Source organism: Proteiniphilum sp. UBA5384, from assembly GCF_002410825.1.
GTDB lineage: Bacteria > Bacteroidota > Bacteroidia > Bacteroidales > Dysgonomonadaceae > Proteiniphilum.
The window spans coordinates 14,261-33,990 of record NZ_DHOS01000052.1; the positions used below are offsets into that span (position 1 = coordinate 14,261).

General features: G+C 44.2%; 18 protein-coding genes. 14 read left to right on the forward strand and 4 right to left on the reverse strand.

All coding sequences use genetic code 11. The annotated features are described in order from the left end of the window. Nucleotides 1–3: 3 nt before the first annotated feature. The 7 genes from B4G81_RS09875 (at nucleotide 4) to B4G81_RS09905 (ending at nucleotide 5,437) form a co-directional block, all read left to right on the forward strand. On the forward strand, nucleotides 4–1,314 hold the full coding sequence (locus B4G81_RS09875) for an NCS2 family permease (protein ID WP_294082026.1): 1,311 nt from the start codon (nucleotides 4–6) through the stop codon (nucleotides 1,312–1,314). A 95-nt stretch (nucleotides 1,315–1,409) separates the two neighbouring features. Then, entirely contained in the window at nucleotides 1,410–1,976 is a 567-nt protein-coding gene (gene efp / locus B4G81_RS09880; RefSeq protein WP_294082028.1) for an elongation factor P, read from the forward strand. A gap of 25 nt (nucleotides 1,977–2,001) precedes the next feature. Beyond that, on the forward strand, nucleotides 2,002–2,664 hold the full coding sequence (locus tag B4G81_RS09885) for a DUF2461 domain-containing protein (protein WP_294082030.1): 663 nt from the start codon (nucleotides 2,002–2,004) through the stop codon (nucleotides 2,662–2,664). 125 nt (nucleotides 2,665–2,789) lie between these two features. After that, complete coding sequence (locus tag B4G81_RS09890; protein WP_294082032.1) at nucleotides 2,790–3,551, forward strand: YaaA family protein; 762 nt, start codon at nucleotides 2,790–2,792, stop codon at nucleotides 3,549–3,551. A 48-nt stretch (nucleotides 3,552–3,599) separates the two neighbouring features. Continuing rightward, entirely contained in the window at nucleotides 3,600–4,289 is a 690-nt protein-coding gene (radC, locus tag B4G81_RS09895; RefSeq protein WP_294082035.1) for a RadC family protein, read from the forward strand. Nucleotides 4,290–4,338: 49 nt separating this feature from the next. After that, nucleotides 4,339–4,656: a metal-sulfur cluster assembly factor gene (locus B4G81_RS09900; RefSeq protein WP_294082037.1), complete on the forward strand. Its 318-nt coding sequence runs from the start codon at nucleotides 4,339–4,341 to the stop codon at nucleotides 4,654–4,656. 31 nt (nucleotides 4,657–4,687) lie between these two features. Next, complete coding sequence (locus tag B4G81_RS09905) at nucleotides 4,688–5,437, forward strand: UDP-2,3-diacylglucosamine diphosphatase (protein ID WP_294082366.1); 750 nt, start codon at nucleotides 4,688–4,690, stop codon at nucleotides 5,435–5,437. Nucleotides 5,438–5,478: 41 nt separating this feature from the next. Here B4G81_RS09905 and B4G81_RS09910 read toward each other — a convergent pair whose 3' ends face one another. Genes B4G81_RS09910 through B4G81_RS09925 form a run of 4 tightly spaced genes read right to left on the reverse strand, consistent with a single transcriptional unit; the run spans nucleotide 5,479 to nucleotide 8,804 of the window. Beyond that, on the reverse strand, nucleotides 5,479–6,015 hold the full coding sequence (locus B4G81_RS09910) for an RNA methyltransferase (RefSeq protein ID WP_294082039.1): 537 nt from the start codon (nucleotides 6,013–6,015) through the stop codon (nucleotides 5,479–5,481). 15 nt (nucleotides 6,016–6,030) lie between these two features. Then, nucleotides 6,031–6,813: a glycosyltransferase family 2 protein gene (locus tag B4G81_RS09915; RefSeq protein ID WP_294082041.1), complete on the reverse strand. Its 783-nt coding sequence runs from the start codon at nucleotides 6,811–6,813 to the stop codon at nucleotides 6,031–6,033. Next, complete coding sequence (locus B4G81_RS09920; protein ID WP_294082043.1) at nucleotides 6,810–7,532, reverse strand: class I SAM-dependent methyltransferase; 723 nt, start codon at nucleotides 7,530–7,532, stop codon at nucleotides 6,810–6,812. The genes B4G81_RS09915 and B4G81_RS09920 overlap by 4 nt, the downstream gene beginning before the upstream one ends. 39 nt (nucleotides 7,533–7,571) lie before the next feature. Further along, nucleotides 7,572–8,804, reverse strand: a complete 1,233-nt coding sequence (locus B4G81_RS09925; RefSeq protein ID WP_294082045.1) for a glycosyltransferase family 4 protein — start codon at nucleotides 8,802–8,804, stop codon at nucleotides 7,572–7,574. Between the two features lie 169 nt (nucleotides 8,805–8,973). Between B4G81_RS09925 and B4G81_RS09930 the strand changes: the two genes are divergently transcribed. The 7 genes from B4G81_RS09930 to B4G81_RS09960 all read left to right on the forward strand — a co-directional run bounded on the left by B4G81_RS09930 (nucleotide 8,974) and on the right by B4G81_RS09960 (nucleotide 19,198). After that, nucleotides 8,974–9,534: an RNA polymerase sigma-70 factor gene (locus B4G81_RS09930; protein WP_294082046.1), complete on the forward strand. Its 561-nt coding sequence runs from the start codon at nucleotides 8,974–8,976 to the stop codon at nucleotides 9,532–9,534. 90 nt (nucleotides 9,535–9,624) lie between these two features. Continuing rightward, entirely contained in the window at nucleotides 9,625–10,581 is a 957-nt protein-coding gene (locus B4G81_RS09935; protein ID WP_294082048.1) for a FecR family protein, read from the forward strand. Nucleotides 10,582–10,684: 103 nt separating this feature from the next. After that, nucleotides 10,685–14,116, forward strand: a complete 3,432-nt coding sequence (locus B4G81_RS09940; protein WP_294082050.1) for a TonB-dependent receptor — start codon at nucleotides 10,685–10,687, stop codon at nucleotides 14,114–14,116. A 12-nt stretch (nucleotides 14,117–14,128) separates the two neighbouring features. After that, complete coding sequence (locus tag B4G81_RS09945) at nucleotides 14,129–15,754, forward strand: RagB/SusD family nutrient uptake outer membrane protein (protein ID WP_294082052.1); 1,626 nt, start codon at nucleotides 14,129–14,131, stop codon at nucleotides 15,752–15,754. 18 nt (nucleotides 15,755–15,772) lie between these two features. Beyond that, complete coding sequence (locus B4G81_RS09950) at nucleotides 15,773–16,909, forward strand: SusE domain-containing protein (protein ID WP_294082054.1); 1,137 nt, start codon at nucleotides 15,773–15,775, stop codon at nucleotides 16,907–16,909. Nucleotides 16,910–16,919: 10 nt separating this feature from the next. After that, nucleotides 16,920–18,062, forward strand: coding sequence for a SusE domain-containing protein (locus B4G81_RS09955; RefSeq protein ID WP_294082056.1), 1,143 nt, complete (start codon nucleotides 16,920–16,922; stop codon nucleotides 18,060–18,062). 11 nt (nucleotides 18,063–18,073) lie between these two features. Continuing rightward, nucleotides 18,074–19,198, forward strand: coding sequence for a glycoside hydrolase family 76 protein (locus tag B4G81_RS09960; RefSeq protein ID WP_294082058.1), 1,125 nt, complete (start codon nucleotides 18,074–18,076; stop codon nucleotides 19,196–19,198). The last annotated feature ends 532 nt before the right edge of the window (nucleotides 19,199–19,730 follow it).

The following is a 19,730-nucleotide window of genomic DNA, read 5'->3' on the forward strand; positions in this document are numbered from 1 at the left end:
ATCATGCTGGAAAAAATATTCAAATTAAAGCAAAATAAGACAACCGTACGAACGGAACTTGTAGCAGGGCTGATTACTTTTCTCACTATGTCTTATATCTTAGTGGTAAACCCCAATATTCTGGGTGCAACAGGAATGGACAAGGAGGCCCTTTTTACCGCAACCGCGCTTGCCGCGGTTTTGGGCACACTTTTTATGGCATTTATTCCCAACCTGCCGGTGGCTCAGGCACCCGGGATGGGGCTCAACTCCTTTTTTGCGTTTTCAGTGGTAATAGGCCTGGGATATTCTTGGCAAATGGCTTTAACAGCCGTTTTTATTGAAGGTATCATATTTATTATCCTTACCTTTTTTAATGTCCGCGAGTTGATCGTGAAGAGCATCCCGTCTACCATTAAAAATGCTATTCCTGTAGGGATCGGCTTGTTTATTACTCTGCTGGGATTACAAAATGCAGGCCTGATAGTGAAAGATGAAAATACGATGGTTACCCTCGGTGCCATGTCAAATCATCATGTATGGGTAGCTCTGCTGGGACTTATCCTCACAGCAGTACTTTATTATAAGAAAATACATGGTGCTTTCCTGATAGGGATTGCAGCCGCTACCATTTTTGCCATTACCCTTGGAGAAGTCCGGCTGCCGGAAGGAAGTTTGGTATCTCTTCCTCCTGATATCTCACCCATTTTTGTGAAATTTGAGTGGTCGAATATCTTTAGCCTCGACATGCTGATTGTGGTATTCACTTTCCTCTTCGTGAATTTGTTCGATACCATTGGCACATTGCTTGGGGTAACTTCGAAAATAGGTATTACCGATGAACACGGTGATTTTCCGCAAATCAAACGTGCCCTTTTTGCTGATGCACTTGGTACTACTTTCGGCGCACTGTTGGGAACCAGTACCGTAACTTCTTATGTGGAGAGTGCTTCTGGAGTAGCTGTAGGGGGACGTACAGGACTGACCGCCGTTTCTACTGCGGCGATGTTTGCATTGGCATTGTTCTTTGCCCCGCTTTTCCTGATGGTACCGGCTTCGGCTACTGCTCCCGCTTTGATTTTGGTGGGATTATTTATGATTACCTCTGTCGTGAAAATCAATTTTGATGATATGACTGAGGCGTTGCCTGCGTTCCTCACTATTGTGATGATGCCTTTTGCTTTCAGTATTGCCCAGGGAATTGTTTTTGGTATGCTTTCTTTTGTATTACTGAAAGCATTGAGTGGAAAGTTCAGGCATATATCCATCACCATGTGGGTAATCTTTGTATTATTTATCGTGAAGATGGTACTGGATGCAATGAATGTGTTATAAACTGCCAAGCAATGGGTGTAATCGTTTGTGTATGTCGGCCGAAATGACTATTTTTGCGCCCTAAATCAATATAAAATCATAATAATAAATAGCTTATGGCAACAACTGCTGATTTCAGGAACGGAATGTGCATTGATCTGGAAGGCCAGTATTATTTTATCGTAGAGTTTCTCCATGTGAAACCAGGCAAAGGTGCTGCTTTTGTCCGTACGAAACTAAGAAATGTGGCTACAGGTCGTATCCTCGAGAAAACATTCAATTCTGGTGTAAAGGTAGATGAGGTACGTATTGAACGTCGCCCTTTCCAGTATCTTTATAAAGATGATATGGGGTATAACTTCATGAATACCGAAACGTTCGAACAGATTCCTATTCCCGAAGAACAAATTGAAGGAGTAAAATTCTTGAAAGAAGGAGATATAGTGGAAGTGCAGATCCATGCCGAAAGCGGCACGATTCTCACTGCCGAAATGCCGACGCATGTGGTGCTCGAGGTGACTTATACCGAACCGGGCATCAAGGGTGATACTGCCACCAACACGCTCAAACCCGCGACAGTGGAGACAGGTGCTGAAGTGCGTGTCCCCCTGTTCATCAATACAGGTGAAAAGATCAGGGTAGATACACGTGATGGCTCATATGTAGAGCGTGTCAGAGGATAATTGTGGATAGCATTCAGGCAATTATATGGACTTCTACTCTACATTCGATTTTCTTGTACGGTTGCAGATGAATAACGACCGCAACTGGTTCCACGAACATAAATTCGAATATGATGAAGTCAAAGCCGACTTTGAAACTTTTATTAACAGACTCATTGTGCCACTTGCCCAATTGGATTCCACTATCGGGACGAGTACGGCCAATGAGTCTGTTTTTCGTATTTACCGTGATACTCGTTTTTCACACGATAAAACACCTTATAAGACCCATCTCAGTGCCTTTATAGCCAATGGTGGCAGGAAAACCCGCTTTGCCGGTTATTATATTCATATACAACCGGACGAATCGTTTTTTGCCGGTGGTATGTACAGTCCGGATCCGGCCACGTTGGAGTCTGTCAGGAATGAAATTTATCACCACCCCGATGAAATCAGGCATATTCTGAATAACCGGAAATTCAAAAAGACTTTCCCTGTGCTATCCGATGAGGATAGGCTTAAAAAACCGCCTGTCGGTTATCCCAAAGATTTCAAGGAAATCGAACTGTTGAAAAACAAACACTTTATCACCCGTTATCCGCTTGAAAATGAGTTTTTCCTTCAGGACGGGGTGATCGACCGTATCATGCATCTCTGCAAGATACAATATCCCCTCAATGCGTTTTTAAATAAGGCTGTGAAAGGGTGAAAAATCTCGAAATACTTTTCTGGATTAAGTTTGTATATTTAATAGAATTGTATGTAATTGTTTTTTGATTATCTTTAAGCTGTGGTTCAGGAAGAATATAAGGAGATTTTGAAAAATTTGGTAATATGCAAATAATTCTATCACCTGCCAAGTTGATGGACTTTTCCGATAAGAAGAAAAATGTAAAGTCGTCCAAACCGTTGTTTCCGGAAAAGACCGGAGAACTGATAGCCGTTTGCCGGCAACTCTCGGAAAGGGAAATTGCCACAGAGATGAAGATCACAGCCAGAATGGCGCATGAGGTATATGAATATTTCCAGACATTTGATCTGGGGTTTCCTCCCGGACAATCGGCTGCGATTACCTATAACGGGATTGCCTACAAGGGGCTGAATGCCCATGATTTCTCTACGGAAGATTTCGATTTCGCGCAACAACATCTCAATATCATCTCCGGGTTATACGGTATTGTTCGTCCATTAGATGCAATTAAACCTTACCGGCTGGAGATGCAGCGAAAAATTGTCCCACAGGGATATGAAACCCTCTACGATTTCTGGGAAGATACGGTCAATGCGCATCTCTCGAAAAAACTCCGGAAAGGGGACAAGACCATTATCAATGTAGCATCCAAAGAGTATGCAAAAGTAGTGCGGAAGGAGAAGTTGCCGAAGGGTACGAAAATTATTGATATCCAGTTCCTGCAGCAGGAGAACGACGAGTTGAGGCAAATTGTGGTGCATTCCAAGAAAGCGCGTGGATTGATGTCTCGTTTTATCATTAAAAACAAGTTAGTTGATCCGGAAGAGGTGAAAGGGTTTGATTACGAGGGTTATTTCTTTTATCCCCCCCTTTCGAAAGAGGATATCTGGGTGTTTGTGAGATAAAAAAAATTCACTATATTTGCCTTAATTTTACCCTTGAAACGCACCGTTATGAGTAAGTTAAGCATCAAACAATGGGCGGAAGAGGACCGTCCCCGTGAAAAATTACTGCTGAAAGGTGTTTCAGTACTCTCCGACTCGGAACTCCTCGCCATCCTTATCGGTTCAGGCAATGATAAGCAAAGTGCGGTAGAATTAAGCCAGCATATTTTGTCGAAGGCTGATAACGATTTGAACAAACTGGCCCGGATGAGTGTTTCCGATTTGGTAAATAATTTTCGTGGCATTGGACAGGCAAAAGCGGTTTCGTTGATAGCTGCATTGGAGGTGGGACGGCGGAGAAAGTCCGTTGAAACACCACGGAAGAGAAAAATTACCTCGTCGAGGGTGGCGTATGAACTCTTCTATCCACTACTCTCCGATCTTAATCATGAGGAGACATGGGCATTACTGACCGACCGTTCGAATAAGGTCCGCAGCTCCATTCAGGTGAGCCGTGGCGGTATTTCGGGAACGGTAGTCGATATACGGTTGATTTTAAGGGAGGCACTTAGCCAATATGCCTCCGGGATTCTGCTGGGGCATAATCATCCTTCAGGGCAATGCAAGCCTAGTTCGCAGGATATCCTCCTTACCAGGAAACTGAAAGAAGCTGCACAATGGATGGATATCTCTCTGCTTGATCATATTATCGTCTGTGGAGATAATTATTTCAGTTTTGCAGATGAAGGAATCATCTGATATAATTAAACAATATGCCGGATAATCGGTTTAATGAAAAAATGGAATTATGAGCGAAGAATTACAAGCTTTACAAGATAAGATAGTGATCATGTTGCGTACGGTGTATGATCCCGAGATTCCTGTGAATATTTATGATCTGGGAATGATCTACGATGTGGATATTGATGATGAAAACAATGTGACTATCGAGATGACATTCACTTCACCCAGTTGTCCCGCAGCCGACTTTATATTGATGGATGTGCAGATGAAGATAGAATCCATACCCGAGGTCAACCAGGTGGATCTCAATCTCACGTTCGATCCTCCCTGGGACCGGTCGATGATGAGCGAAGAAGCTTTGTTGGAACTGGGCATGATGTGATGTTTGGGGAATAGAACGATTGTTGAATATATTGATTGTGAGAAATAAAATTTATTTTCTTGCCGATGTCCATTTAGGCTCCAAGTCGCATGACGATTCTATTGAGACGGAGCGTAAATTATGCCGGTGGCTGGACAGTGTCAGGGATGACGCTGCGGTGATTTTTTTGATGGGGGATATCTTCGATTATTGGTATGAATACCGGTATGTGGTGCCCAAAGGGTTTACGCGTCTGTTGGGCAAGCTGGGAGAGATGACCGATTCAGGGATAGAAATCCATTTTTTTGCGGGGAACCATGACCTTTGGCTGACCGACTATCTTGCTAAGGAGTGTGGGTTAATCCTTCATTTTGAGCCCTATCTCACCGAATTGAAAGGAAAGAAGTTTATCCTTGCCCATGGGGATGGATTGGGGGATGATTCCCGCTCTTTTCATTTTCTCCGAAAAGTGTTTCACAGCAAATTCCTCCGGAAATGTTTTTCGGCCATTCATCCGCGGTGGACGATACCATTGGCACATGCATGGTCGAACAGCAGCCGGGAAAGCCGGGGTGTGGTGCCTTATATGGGAGAGGAACGAGAGCATCTTGTCCGGTTCGCCAAAGAGAAGTGGAGGGAGATGCCCGATATCAATTACTTTATCTTTGGACACCGCCATATTTTACTCGACTTGCCCATTGCGTCACAGAGCCACTTGATTATATTGGGCGATTGGATCACTCTTTTTTCCTATGCGGAATTCGACGGGGAGGACCTGCAACTGAAAAGGTTTCCCCGATGAGTTAGTTAATAAATCCACTAATTTTTTAATAAGGCCACATTCTAATTCCCAAGTTGTTGAAGAAAATCCCAGATCACGATACCCGCCGTCACCGACACGTTGAGGGAGTGTTTGGTACCGTATTGTGGGATCTCAATGCACCCGTCCGACGCGTCAATTACCTCCTGGGCTACGCCATGCACTTCGTGGCCGAGAATCACCGCATATTTTTCCCCTTTATCCAATTTCAACTCTTCCAATGAAACACTATTTTCTGCCTGCTCGATCGAAAAGACAGTATATCCTTCCGATTTCAGCGTTTTTACGGCTGAAAGGGTTTCTGTGAAATAGCGCCATTTTACCGAATCTTCTGCACCAAGTGCTGTTTTGTGGATCTCCACGTCGGGGGGGGTGCCGGTAATGCCGCAGAGCAGCACTTCCTCTACACGAAAAGCATCTCCCGTACGGAATACCGATCCTATATTATGGCGGCTCCGCACATTGTCGAGCACCACTACCAGCGGTATTTTCTTCGCTTCCCGGAACTCCTCGACCGAAATCCGGTTCAGTTCTTCTATCTTTAATTTTCGCCGTTGCATAAACTAAAAATGGTTTTATTTCACTATTTTACGGATTACAAACCAAATATGGTGAAAAACGGTGGAGATATGACCGTAATACTTTGTCATGATGCGGTAGCGCTCTTTTAGCGAAGAGTTGCGGTTGGCTGTAGTCATTCCTTCATTGAGGTAGTTGATCAATATAAGCCGGGTATTATGGATGGATGCGGCTTTCTTCATCATACGGATGCACCAGTCGAAATCGGATGAGAAGCGGTAGGAGAGGTCATAAGGCTCCGCCAGTTCTCTTTTTACGATAAAAGCCTGATGGCAGACCACCATTCCCTGCTTGAAACTTTTCCACGATAGTTTTTCGGGGGCTTTCAGCCGGCGCATGTGTAGGAAAGTACCTCTATCATCCACGATGGCGGTTTCGCCGTAGAGGATATCGGGCAGATTCGCCGGGTTGAACGTTTGCATCATCCTCTCCACCGTGTCAGGTGTAAAAAAGGTGTCACCTGCGTTCAGGAAACAGAGGTAATCGCCCGTTGCCATCAGGATAGCCTTATTCATGGCGTCATACAGGCCACGGTCGGGTTCGCTGATCCACCTTAATACTTTCCCTGAGTCCCCCCCGAGTCCTCCAGTCCCCGAGTCTTCCAGTTTCCCGGTCTCCTTTTCACTGTGCCGGATCAGCCCCACCGTTCCATCCACCGATGCACCATCCACAATCAGGTGTTCCAATGCAGGGTATGTTTGTTCCTTCACGCTTTTCAATGTTCTTTCCAGCGTTTTTTCAGCGTTAAATGTGACGGTGATAACGGATAGTTTCATCATTTTCGGGCGTATATGGCGATATAAGATGATAAAAATTTCCCCTTCACGGGAAATAATTTGGTGGCATAGCTCAACATCTTCACCCACCTTCTCCTCTTTTGATTTTCCGGTTTCGGTTCGAGCCAGACCATCGGCTTTCCGAGATAATCCACAGAAACATCATACAGGTTGAAAGAGTCCATAATCTCTTTCAGGAAGGATATATTCATGGATTGCAAGTTATGGGCATCCAGATTCTCCTTGTCATATTTTCGTTGTATCTCTCCGTTCAGACCCAGGAAGTTGGGGATAATAATCAATAATTGTCCTTTTTCCGAGAGCAATTCCACATGACGGGCGATTACATCCCGGGTATCTTCGAAATGCTCGATAAAACCCGATGAAAAGACCACGTCATATTTTTTTTCGGAAGAGAAGGCGAAGAAATCGTTGTCGATACATTGTATGGTTCCCTCCGGCAGGTTATTTATTTTTTCGAAATTGCGAACAATCTCTTTGTTGATATGGAAATCGAGTATGGTTACGTCACGGATACCCCGTTGGTAGAAATAAGCGGCATATACTCCGGGAAAACCACCGATCTCAATAAAGCTTATTCCTCTGGTGAGTTTCGGCATAAATTGCTCGAACATTACTTTTTTGGGTATCTTGCCGTATTGGTAATTGCGCCAATAGTTGTCCCAGAATTCCTTATCGGTTATATTATTGTTTTCGTCCATTTTTCAATTTTTTAGTCGCCGCATCAATAAATCACCACATTATCTTGATTTATAAATTTCTTTATATTGTTGTGTGACTTTCTCCTGTGCGTAATGCTCCATCACTTTTTCGCGGGCGTTAGAGGAAAGTGTTCCGGTATCTGCTTCGAATAATGTCCAAAGCAGTCCGTTTGCCAGGTCCTTTGCGTCCTGATAATTTGCCACATACCCGTTCTGCCGGTGGTCGATCATTTCAGGGATCCCCCCTGTATGAAACCCAACGCAAGGAGTACCGCACGCCATTGCTTCCATGATGGTGTTGGGAAGGTTGTCCTGTAACGATGGTGTGACAAACAGGTCGGCAGCATTATAGAGATCCGGCATGTCGTGGGGAGCCACATAGCCTATACTTTGGGTCGGGAGGCTGAATTGTCCCACAATTTCTTCACCGTTTGCGCCGGCGATCAGAAAGAGCAGGTCATTCCGTTTTTGAGCGATCAGCCGGGAAGCTTCTATCAGGTAGTCTATGCCTTTTCGTTTGTCGGAAGCTTTCATTGCTGCGAAGAGTACGATCTTTCTTTCTTTTGGAAGTCCCATTTTTTGACGGATAGCATTTTTATCTTTCGGCAGATAAATTCCGGTATCGATGGGGTTAGGGATGGAAATAACCTTGTGCCCTTGCGTGAGAGGACTTTGCTTCGCTAATTCCATTAACCAGCGGCTACAACCGGTAAATATGATATTTCCTTTACGATAAGTCAATTGCTTTTGGTGATAGACGGAGTATGAAAGGTCTTTCCGGGCAGGCTTTTTCAGATAAGGGCAGTGGCTACAACCGAAGGTGAAAGCGTTGCAGGTACCGGCGTAGTGGCAGATGCCGGTAAAAGGCCACATGTCGTGCATGGTCCACACCACTTTTTTTCCGGAGGAAAGTATATCACCTATCTCTTTGACGGAGAGCATACTTTGGTTTATCCAGTGAAGGTGGATCACTTCTGCTTCCTTGAAAGCAGGAAGTTTTGTCACCGCTACACCCGTATTGGCGATCGATATATCGAACAGGTGCTCTTTTGAAAGACGGTTATGCAGGTAAATGACGCCACGTTCCCAATAAAACTGCATCCTGCTCATCTTTTCACTTCCTGCTGTGAATACTGATGTGTTGACTCCCTGTTTACTACGTACCACCATTGATACCTCGCATCCGGCAAGGTGCATCGCCTGCAATAACCGGGTTGCGGCGATGGCCGCCCCTCCCTGTATGTCGTATGTGCTGATGAAAAGAACCTTCATTGCCGGATATCCAAATGTAAGAATACAAAAATAGTGATTTTATATTATTTGACCGGCTATATTCCGCATTTTCGTATTTTTGGCACCTCATCTCCGAAACTTTCTTGGCAAGTCTTTTGTTTAAAAAATATAAATTGTATTTTTGAACAATTGCAACTTTAATTTTTGAATGAAAGAGCCCTCTAATCCGGACAGTTTTGCTGAATTATATGCTACATATCATCAGAAGTGTTTTTTATTTACACAATCATACGTGCATGATAAGTTTGTGGCAGAAGATATTGCATCTGACGTGCTCATCAAGTTATATGAAATGATCCGTACTGAACAAATTCATAATGTGTCGGCATACTTATTAACCTTATTGAAGAATAAATCTTTAGATTATCTGAAAGCGCTTTCAACCCGGAAGAAAGCCTATGATCATTTGTCTGAACTGGGAATTGAAGAACTGCACTTCCGGATTTCATCATTGGAAGAATGCGATCCGAATATTATTTTCTCAAAAGAGATAGAACAGATTATTGAGCATACGCTTTTGGAGCTCTCCTCTCAAACGCGCGAAATATTTGTTTTAAGTCGCTACGAAAATTTATCCAATAAGGAGATCGCCCTGACGTTGGATATGAGTGTAAAAAATGTGGAATACCATATGTCTAAGGCCTTGAAACTCCTTCGACTGAACCTGAAAGATTATCTTCCTTCGGTACTTCTTTTATTTTTTTTCTAAAAATCTCATTTTTTGTTTTAGGGTTATTCGGGAGAATTTCGTCTTAATTATATACAGGGGTAATCTGGTATCACTAATGATTTATTCAGAATGAATTTTGATTTATTAAAAAAATATCTTGACGGCAATACATCTCAATCCGAAAGAGAAGAGGTGTTTTGCTGGATAAAATCATCTCCGGAAAACGAAAAAGAATTCAATCATTTAAGGCGGTTACAGGATATCTCTCTCTGGCGTTTGTCGGGGGAAAAACATATTTTATCGCGCAAAAAGCAAAGGAAGATGATATCTCCGATTTTTTGGGGTATTGCAGCTGTTTTTTTAGCAGGAATATTCTTATCGGTTTTTATTTATCATCGTGATTTTTTCGGACAGGACGAAGATATGGCTTTGAAGGATAAGTTTATGGGCATGCAGCAGATTGTGGTTCCTGCCGGGCAGTCAGTAAAGCTTCTTTTAGCCGATGGAACGAATGTCTGGCTCAATTCCAAATCGAAATTGGTATTTCCTTCTACTTTCAATGATAGTCAGCGGGTCGTGCAATTACAGGGTGAAGGTTTTTTTGAAGTAGCCCATGATCCGCAACACCCTTTTATTGTGGAAGTAGATCGGTATAGTGTGAAAGTTTTGGGGACGGAATTCAACGTGAAGGCTTATAACCCCGATAAGCACTTTGAGACCTCATTGCTGAGTGGAAGTGTAGAAATTAACCGGAAAGAATCATCTGAAAACCTGCTTTTAAAACCACAGGAATGTGTCATCATCACAGATAGTGAGGTAAAGCTTACAACAATTGATACAAACAGTTTCCTTTGGAGGGATGGTATCCTCTCCCTCGATAACAGGAGCATATATGAAATAGCTTCATTATTGGAGCAGTACTACGACACTAAAATCAATATTGCGGAAGGCAGGACCATGACTCGAAGATATACCGGGAAATTCAGGCTTCAGGATGGAGCCGCTCATATCTTGAAAGTACTTGAATTGCAAAATGATTTTAAGGTCGGAAATGATACGATAAATAATCTGATCACAATAGAGTAAATTGACTATAGAGTGAAGGCAAATCAGATAAAATAGCATTTATCTGATTCAATTTTTTACCAATTAAATAACAGTTGCAGTTTAATAATTAAATGGAAAAAGAATGAAGAACATTCAAGAGAGAAAAATGGACTTTTTAATCAGGCCGATATTCGGGGTTGTATTAAAAAAGCATCTTGTTACACTATGTTTGTTTAGCTTTTTTGCATTCTCTTTGCATGCAAAATCACAGGATGTAAAGGTGAATATACGCATTGCAAATGAATCGGTACAGAAAGTATTGTCCGAAATCGAGAATCAGACAGACTATTTGTTTGTGTATGATGCCAATGAAGTGAATGTATCCAGAAAAGTTTCTGTGAATGCCAACGGCAAATCCGTAGAAGAGGTGCTCGCCGACTTGTTCAAGCAGACTGGTATTGTTTCCAGAGTGGAAGGGAACAATATTATTCTTGTAAGAGGCTCGGCTGCTGCCAAAGCCAATCAACAGTCCAACCGGCCGATTTCCGGAAAGATTGTGGATGAAAACGGTGAAGCCATTATCGGTGCCAACGTTACGGTTGTAGATAATAGTACCATCGGTACGGTGACGGATATCGACGGTAACTTTTCATTGTTGGTGCCTGAGAATGCTGTCCTGAGGATCACTTATATCGGGTATCTTGAGCAAGATATCCCGACCGCAGGAAAGAACTCTTTTAATATTGTGCTGGCGGAAGATGTCACCAAACTCGATGAAGTAGTTGTGATCGGATATGGCACACGTCAACGTAAGAGCATTACCGGATCTGTCGATCAGGTTGGTTCAGAAGTCTTCGAAAATCGACCGGTAAGTAATGCGGTGACCGCATTACAGGGAGCTTCGGCCAATCTGATTATTCAGCAAAAGAATATGAATCCTAATGACAATAGCTTGAATATCAATATTCGTGGTGTAAGTACGATGGGAAATAACGATCCACTGATTGTGATTGATGGATTGATTTCCAGTACAGGGACGTTGAACAACCTCAACCCGAACGATATTGAGAATGTATCAGTGTTGAAGGATGCGGGAAGTGCGGCGATCTATGGATCGCGTTCTGCCAACGGTGTGGTGCTGATAACTACGAAGAAGGGTTCCTCTATTGGGAAACCGGTAGTTACTTTTAATGGACTGGTAGGGTATCAAAATCCCCGTATTTTGTTCCAACCGGTAAAGGGTTGGCAAAACGCCATGTATCGCAATGTGGCTGACATGAATGCCGGAAACTCCCCGACATTTACACCGGCACAAATCCGGGACTTGTATGATCACCGGAGCGAAGAATACTGGTACTTCGATGAAATTATGCAGAAAGCCTTGCAGCAGGCCTATAACTTTACGGTATCGGGAGGTAACAGTGGAACAACCTATATGGTTTCTGCCGGATATTTCAATCAGGGTAGCAACTTTGTCGGTAATTTCGGCCTGGAACGGTACAATTTCCGTAGTAACCTTACTACCGAATACGGACGGTTCAAACTGACTTCCATCATGGCATATAACCGTAACAGCCAACGGACGGTTGCCGGAGGTACAGGAAATGTGATTATCAACTCTTCACGTATCCCGCCCTATTATTATTATAAATTTCAGGAAAACGGGAAGTGGCTGGTTAATAATATTATCGGCGACGATAATACGATGGCCTACCTGAAAGATGGTGGTTACGAGAAAAAATCCGAAGACAATTTTATCGGTAGTATGAACCTCGATTTCAAGATTATGGATGGGCTGACTGCCAAAGGATTGGCCGGATTGGATCTGACGCAACATCATCGTTTCCGCCGCGACAAGCAAGTACCGCTATATGCATCGGGTGACGCGGCAGAACCGGGTCCCAGTATTCATTCCAACCGGTTGACGGAAGATTTCAACAACAAAAGGTATACGTTGAGCACACAATTTATGCTTGACTTCGATCGTACTTTTAATGTGGATCATCATATTACCGCTTTATTAGGTGCATCCAATGAGTCTTATACTTCCAAATCCAGCCGTATCGCATGGAGATATACCGATAAAGACCTGGGATTACCCACTACCGATGACAAAGAGCCCGATCCGAATATCTATAACTCGATAGGTACTGATGGTGATGGAAATCCTGCGACCGACGAAACCAGTATTTCCTCTGTTTTTGGGCGTGCAGGCTATAGTTATATGGACAGGTATTATGCCGATGTGTCGTTTCGTTACGACGGATCATCGAAATTCGCAAAAGACCAGCGCTGGGGATTCTTTCCTTCATTTTCGGCCGCATGGCGTTTGAGTGAAGAGAGTTTTATGGATAGTTATAAATCGTCTGTGGGTGATTTGAAATTACGTACTTCTTATGGCGTACTGGGTAACCAGAATGTGACCAATTATTCTTATCAGACTGTTTACCAGATGTCCAAAGATAGTTATGTGTTCAATAATGAAGCTGTGCCCGGCACCGGTTTTACCGTCGGGAATCCCTTCCTTACATGGGAGAAGGCCGGTACCTTTAATATTGGGGCGGATGCCACTTTCCTGAATAACAGCTTGTATGTGGCGCTGGATTACTTCAACAAAACCACCTGGGATATCCTTTTGTCGCCTGAAGTGGCTTCTGTTTTCGGTACTACTGCTGCGAAGGAGAATGTGGGTAAAATGAAAAACCAGGGTTGGGAGGCTACCATATCATATCGGTTAAAGACGGGTGATTTCAATCATAATTTTAATTTGAATATTTCCGATTCGAGGAATAAAGTCACCGATTTCGCAGGAAAAGAGCGTATCGATAATAGTGACCAGATGTATAAGCTGATTCGCAAAGGAGAAGCGTTGGGCAGCTATTTCGGATATAAGACCGACGGTTATTTCCAGAGTTATGAAGAAATTTCCGACAGTGCCTTGCCAATCGGAGCCTCGGTACAACCGGGTGATGTGAAATATGTGGATATGAACGGAGATGGTGTGATCGATGAAAAGGACCGTGTTGTCCTTGGAAATGCTTTTCCGCGTTATACGTTTGGGTTTACCTATGATGTCGCTTATAAGAACTTCGACTTCCGAATCTTCCTGCAAGGGGTAGGCAAGCGCGACATGTATGTGCGTGGAGAATTGATAGAACCTTTCCATTCCAATTACTCGTACGCCATTTACCGGCATCAGCTTGACTATTGGACACCTACCAACCCCGATGCCCGCTGGCCTCGTCTGGTGGCACCCGGATCCATGTCGAGTAACAATAACTGGGGAAAGGCCGGCACCGATATTTATTTGTTGAACGGTGCATATCTGCGTGTAAAGGATATCCAGTTAGGATATACATTACCAAAGGCACTGACCAGCCGTTATGGGGTACAAAAACTGAGGATAAACGTCAATGCACAGAATCCATTGACATTCTCAAAGAACTCATTCATCGACCCCGAATCATCCGAATTCGGAAGCAATATGGGTGGTATCGAAGGAGTTGGTGCCAATAGCGCCCGTAATTATCCTACATTGGTCTATTATGGATTTGGATTTGATTTAGAATTTTAAAACATGGATGTTATGAACAACAAGATAATAAAATATATATTTTCAGGTATTGTTTGTATGTCATCATTCCTTTTTATTGCCTGCAATGAACTCGATTTGACGCCAACGAACAAGTTTACCGACCCCACCTACTGGACCTCCACCGAAAAGGCTTCTGCCGTATTGAGCATGGCTTATAGCCAGATGCATGATGCCGGGAAATTTTTCTCCGACGAAAAACTGACCGACAACCTTTATCAGGGACGCGGAAATCCCGACGAGAAAATAATTACCTCGGGGCAGGCTGATGCTGCACTTGGATTGTTTCGCGATCGATGGAAAAATGCTTTTGAAGGCATTAAAACCTGTCACGTGTTCCTCGAGAACGTGGATCGTGTGCCGGGAATGGACGAGCCATTAAAGACGAGGATGAAGGCTGAAACACGGTTTATCCGTGCGTTTATCTTCTTCACCCTCTCCAATCATTACGGCGATGTGCCCCTGTTCGACCATGACGTTACCGTGCAGGAGGCAAACAGCATAGAGCGGTCTCCAAGGTCTGCCGTACTCGATTTTGTAAGGACAGAGCTGAATGCCATCGTGTCGGACCTCCCCACGAAACAACAATATGGTGCGCAGGATAATGGTCGTATCACCAAAGGCGCTGCCATGGTATTGCTTGCACGTACCTACCTGTATGAGAACGATTACCCGAATGTGGCTGCGATTACCGGGAAGATCATGAATGGGGATTATGGTACCTATTCCTTGTTTCCGAGTTATGAAGGGTTGTTCCTCCCGGAAAACGAGTACAACCGTGAAGTAATTCTGGATCTGGGTTATAAGTTGACACTCAGGACATGGGGCGAGTACTACGATGCCATCCCCATTTCAGCCGGTGCGCGGATCAACGGCTTTGCCCCTACCCAGGAACTGGTGGACGACTATCTGATGATAAACGGTAAAACCATCAAGGAATCCGGCTCAGGGTATAGTGAAGATGCCCCCTATGTAAACCGCGATCCGCGTTTTGGGCTGACGATCGTTTACCACGGATATCAATGGAAAAAAGGCGACGGTTCTGTTTCTACCATCTATATTAAACCCGGTACCGGCACCACCGACCAGGAAAAACTGGATGTGTATGCCGGACAGGGGCAGAATGCTTCTTCTACCGGATATTACCTGCGTAAATATTTCGATCCCACAGCTCCCGAAGGAAGCATCGCCGCAGGACTGAATATTATCCTGATGCGTTATGCCGATGTGCTTCTGATGTACGCCGAAGCCAAGAACGAAATGGGAGAGATGAACGAGACGGTGTGGAACCAGACCATCCGTCCTATCCGTGAGCGAGCAGGCTTTACCGATGTTTCCGCGTTGGCTTATCCGGCCGGCGGCAACCTGCAGGATATCATTCGTCGTGAACGCCGTTGTGAACTGGCGATAGAAGGGTTGAGACTGTTTGACATCCGCCGTTGGAAAACGGCCGAAACGGTATTGAACGGCCGGCCGACTGGTGCCCGTTTCGAAGACAATAATACCACCTATATCCGTTTGGAAGAACGTAAATTCAACAGGGAGAGGGATTACCTGTTTGCCATTCCACAGTCGGAACGGGATATCAATAAGAATCTTACCCAAAATCCCAATTACTAATGATTTAGACACATGTATATGAAACGAGAAAAAATACAAATCGGTATGATCGGTATGGCACTCATTGCCGCCCTTGTTTTTGCTTTTGGGGCTTGCAGCAGTGATCTGGATGTAAGACATCTGGGTGTTACAGCTGTGAAAAAATTGTATAACCCCCATGATGATAAGGCTTTGATCCTGAAATCCACGGCATCCATGACTTTTTCATGGGAGCCCGCCTATGCGGAAGATGGCAGTGGCGTATTATACGAAGTGGTATTTGACAAGATGGATGGGGACTTCTCCAATCCGCTTTATGTGCGGCCTTCCGGTAACAATGGGAGTGAAAACGAAGCGGTTATATCGCATAAGGAACTGAATAGGATTGCTGCCATGGCAGGAATAGAAGCAGCTCAACAGGGAACATTGAAGTGGACGATATTTTCTTCACGGGGAATTAATCCTGTAAAGGCACTCGAAGAGCGTACCCTCACCCTGATCCGTTTAGCCGGTTTAGCCAATATTCCCGAACAGCTTTATATCACGGGAGAAGCTACGGAAGTAGGTGACGATTTGTCGAAAGCCTTGATGATGAAGAAAGTGGGAGATGATGAATTCGAAATATATACCCAACTCGAAGGGGGGAAGTCATTCAGGTTTGTGAGTGCCAAAACCGGGACGCCACTCGATTTTTCAGTCGATGGGGCTAAACTGGTAGAGGGCGGGACATCCTCCGTATCCACCACCGGCATATATAAATACAGGCTGGACTTCAGTACCGGATCGTTTGAGACAAAAGAAGTGACAAAGGTCGTCCTTTTCCTGAACTGGGCGCAACGTGAAATAGAATTGCCTTATAAAGGTTTGGGCGTATGGGAACTTACAGATTATACCATTACCGGTCTTACCGGCAGCGATAATTCCGACGATCGTTATAAGTTCCGTATGGAAAGTTCGACAGTCAAGACTGAATGGAGATCAAAGAGTAGCAACGACAGCAAGCCGACCGGAAATGCCTCCTATTATTATATGGAGGAAAGGGATAATGTTACCCAATGGACAAATAATGAAATTTGGAAAACTCCTGCTACCGACGGATGGAGTGACAAAACATATGACTTTATGTTTTCTCTGAGTACTTCCGGTGAATATACCCATAATTTAGTCATCAAATAAGAGAAGAAGAATGAGAACACTATTGATAAAAATAACATTTGTGATCGTTTCACTGTTGGCTTTTTCGGCATGTAACGATAAGATGGGCGAAACCGATTCGCGGTTGGCGCCGGTAAACGAATTGATTGAACCACTCAATGAGAGGGATATCGTGTTAAACCCCTCCGCTTCGGCTGACCTCTATTTTGAATGGGAATATGCCGATCTGTCTGTCGGGGGTACTTCTATTTATTATGTCGCCTTTGACAAGGTTGACGGCGACTTCTCTAATCCGGTCTACACGGTGAAAGCAGATAATAACGGGATTTATAATCATGCGACCATTCCCCACTCCCAAATCAACAAGATTGCCGGCATGATGGAGATACAACCAATGGAAAAAGGCTCATTCAAATGGACAGTTTTTTCCTCCAAAGGAACTCACACGGTAAAATCGCCGCAGGAGCATGCAATTACCATCACACGTCTGGCAGGGCTTGAAGACCCGTTAGATTTGTATATTACGGGGGCCGGTTCAGAAGCCGGGCCCGATATATCGAACGCCCGGAAGATGACTTCGCTCGGATCAGCATCCTACGAAATATATATGAAATTAAAAGCGGATGAGCCATTCTATTTTGTCGAGTCCAGAGACGGTACCCCCCTGGTATTTTCCATCTCTGCGGAAGACCATGTAAAAGAAAGAGGCACTTCTACAGTTAGTGAAGAAGGGGTATACCGTATTGTTATCGATTTTAATACTACCACGGCCACCCTCTCCCTTGTCACCAAGATCGGATTCTTTTTCAGTCCGTCCAATGAGATTCTGTTTGAACTGCCTTATGTGGGTAATGGTATATTCAAGGCCACACAACAAACCGTCACTTTTAAACAAGAAGGATGGGGCAGGGATGAACGGTATAAATTCAGGATGTTTGTCAAAGAAGACAGAGGTAACGGGGATGAAAAAGAACTCGAATGGGGCACGCTTAATCAGACTGACTCGCGCCCCGATGAGGATAGTCCCGAATCTTATTACTACCTGCAACTCCTGGCTAATCCCAATCAGTGGGATAATATATGGAAGCTGATGGGTGATTTTGATGGCGTTCCTGCCGATTATGCCGTCTATCTCACGGCTGATAAACCTTATACGCATTCTATCAGTAAATAAACAGCATTGAAATGAAAAAAATATTTTATATCGTATTACTCTCTTTGATTGTTCTCTCGTGCGAGAAAGAGGATGGGCCCGTCAACAACGGCTCCGGCGGTCTCAATGTCAATTGGGCCGCCGCCGCCGACAGTAGTGCTACGGCACTCACAAATTCTTTCTGGAATGCCGGAGGCAAATATTTCAACTACGACAGCAACGGCAAGACCGACTTTCACTATTGGCCACAGGCACATGCGTTGGATGTATTGGTCGATGCCTACCTTCGTACCGGCGACAACGCCTACAAGAACTATTTCGACCAATGGTTCGAAGGGGTGAAGATCAAGAACGGCAATACCTTCGACAACCATTTCTATGACGACATGGAGTGGATTGGCCTTGCCATGCTGCGGGCGTATGATGCCACCAAGGATGATAAATTCAAGGCTGCCGCCATCGAGATATGGGGGTATATTAAAACCGGCTGGTCGGATGCTGCCGGGGGAGGTATTTTCTGGAACAAGGAGCGGAAAGGAAAGAACGCCTGTTCCAACGGACCCGCCTGTATCCTTGCCGCACGTTTATACCAGCGCTTCGGCAACGAAGAAGACAAGGAATGGGCGTTAAAAATCTATGATTGGGAGAAGTCGGTACTTTTCAACTCCAATACCGGTGCTGTGTATGACAATATCGATATCACTTCCGGCGACATTCAAAAAGATTGGGTGTTCACCTATAACCAGGGAACCTTTATCGGTTCGGCGATAGAATTGCACCGGATCATGGGTGAGAGGGCATACCTGAACGATGCTGTGCGTGCTGCCAATTACACTATTGGCTCATTGGTCAGCAATTCCATCCTGAAAAGTGAAGGAACCGGTGATGGCGGGTTGTTCAAGGGAATCTTTATCCGTTATTTCACCGAATTAATCCAACAGGAGCGTCTGGACAAGGGAGATCGGCGGCGTTATATCCAGTTCATGAAATACAATGGCGAAACCCTGTGGTTGCAAGGTACTGCCAAACCGGCCGTATTGTTTGGCCCGGATTGGAGGAGCAAGCCTGCCTCCCTCACCGGCCTGACCGAACAGTTGAGCGGTAACATGCTAATTGAAGCCATGGCATTGCTTGAGAAAGGCGAATACCTGCAATAAATAAGAAGGATCCCCCTTTCAAAAGGGATAATTTATGTTATAAAGGGAAATCCCGGCCAGGGGGTTTCCCTTTATATGTCATCGGGTATTTTTCAAATCACCGGATAATTTGGTTGAGTAAAATGAGAATGTTATAGTTGTACAACTATAATGCACTTTGAATCATTAAAGTTCATGACGATGAAAGTAATTAGTTCGGCGGAATTACGCAATAATATGGAAAAATATCCGGATACTGCCAGGACTAAAACGGTAATTATCCAAAGAGGGGAGATCCGAAACGTTTGAACTGACAAGACAGAATGATCTGCCGGAAGATTTCCACAGGGCCATTTCAATGGATGAAACGCATTTCAATATCTGTCAAAGTAATAAATAATCAAAATTTGTATCATTCTTTGTTACCATACTATCTTCCCGAAAAGCTCGGTAATTTTTTCTCGCAAAGAAGTATCGTCAGCCGCAGGGCGATATCCTTGAATGGTATTTATACCGCAAGAGTGTGTAGTAATAAGCAAAATATCCCTACTTT

Excerpts from the sequence above, each read along its gene's own strand:
- B4G81_RS09875 (WP_294082026.1), top strand. The coding sequence starts at position 4 with ATGCTGGAAAAAATATTCAAATTAAAGCAAAATAAGACAACCGTACGA.
- efp (WP_294082028.1), top strand. The coding sequence starts at position 1,410 with ATGGCAACAACTGCTGATTTCAGGAACGGAATGTGCATTGATCTGGAA.
- B4G81_RS09885 (WP_294082030.1), top strand. The coding sequence starts at position 2,002 with ATGGACTTCTACTCTACATTCGATTTTCTTGTACGGTTGCAGATGAAT.
- B4G81_RS09890 (WP_294082032.1), top strand. The coding sequence starts at position 2,790 with ATGCAAATAATTCTATCACCTGCCAAGTTGATGGACTTTTCCGATAAG.
- radC (WP_294082035.1), top strand. The coding sequence starts at position 3,600 with ATGAGTAAGTTAAGCATCAAACAATGGGCGGAAGAGGACCGTCCCCGT.
- B4G81_RS09900 (WP_294082037.1), top strand. The coding sequence starts at position 4,339 with ATGAGCGAAGAATTACAAGCTTTACAAGATAAGATAGTGATCATGTTG.
- B4G81_RS09910 (WP_294082039.1), bottom strand. The coding sequence starts at position 6,015 with ATGCAACGGCGAAAATTAAAGATAGAAGAACTGAACCGGATTTCGGTC.
- B4G81_RS09915 (WP_294082041.1), bottom strand. The coding sequence starts at position 6,813 with ATGATGAAACTATCCGTTATCACCGTCACATTTAACGCTGAAAAAACG.
- B4G81_RS09920 (WP_294082043.1), bottom strand. The coding sequence starts at position 7,532 with ATGGACGAAAACAATAATATAACCGATAAGGAATTCTGGGACAACTAT.
- B4G81_RS09925 (WP_294082045.1), bottom strand. The coding sequence starts at position 8,804 with ATGAAGGTTCTTTTCATCAGCACATACGACATACAGGGAGGGGCGGCC.
- B4G81_RS09930 (WP_294082046.1), top strand. The coding sequence starts at position 8,974 with ATGAAAGAGCCCTCTAATCCGGACAGTTTTGCTGAATTATATGCTACA.
- B4G81_RS09935 (WP_294082048.1), top strand. The coding sequence starts at position 9,625 with ATGAATTTTGATTTATTAAAAAAATATCTTGACGGCAATACATCTCAA.
- B4G81_RS09940 (WP_294082050.1), top strand. The coding sequence starts at position 10,685 with ATGAAGAACATTCAAGAGAGAAAAATGGACTTTTTAATCAGGCCGATA.
- B4G81_RS09945 (WP_294082052.1), top strand. The coding sequence starts at position 14,129 with ATGAACAACAAGATAATAAAATATATATTTTCAGGTATTGTTTGTATG.
- B4G81_RS09950 (WP_294082054.1), top strand. The coding sequence starts at position 15,773 with ATGAAACGAGAAAAAATACAAATCGGTATGATCGGTATGGCACTCATT.
- B4G81_RS09955 (WP_294082056.1), top strand. The coding sequence starts at position 16,920 with ATGAGAACACTATTGATAAAAATAACATTTGTGATCGTTTCACTGTTG.
- B4G81_RS09960 (WP_294082058.1), top strand. The coding sequence starts at position 18,074 with ATGAAAAAAATATTTTATATCGTATTACTCTCTTTGATTGTTCTCTCG.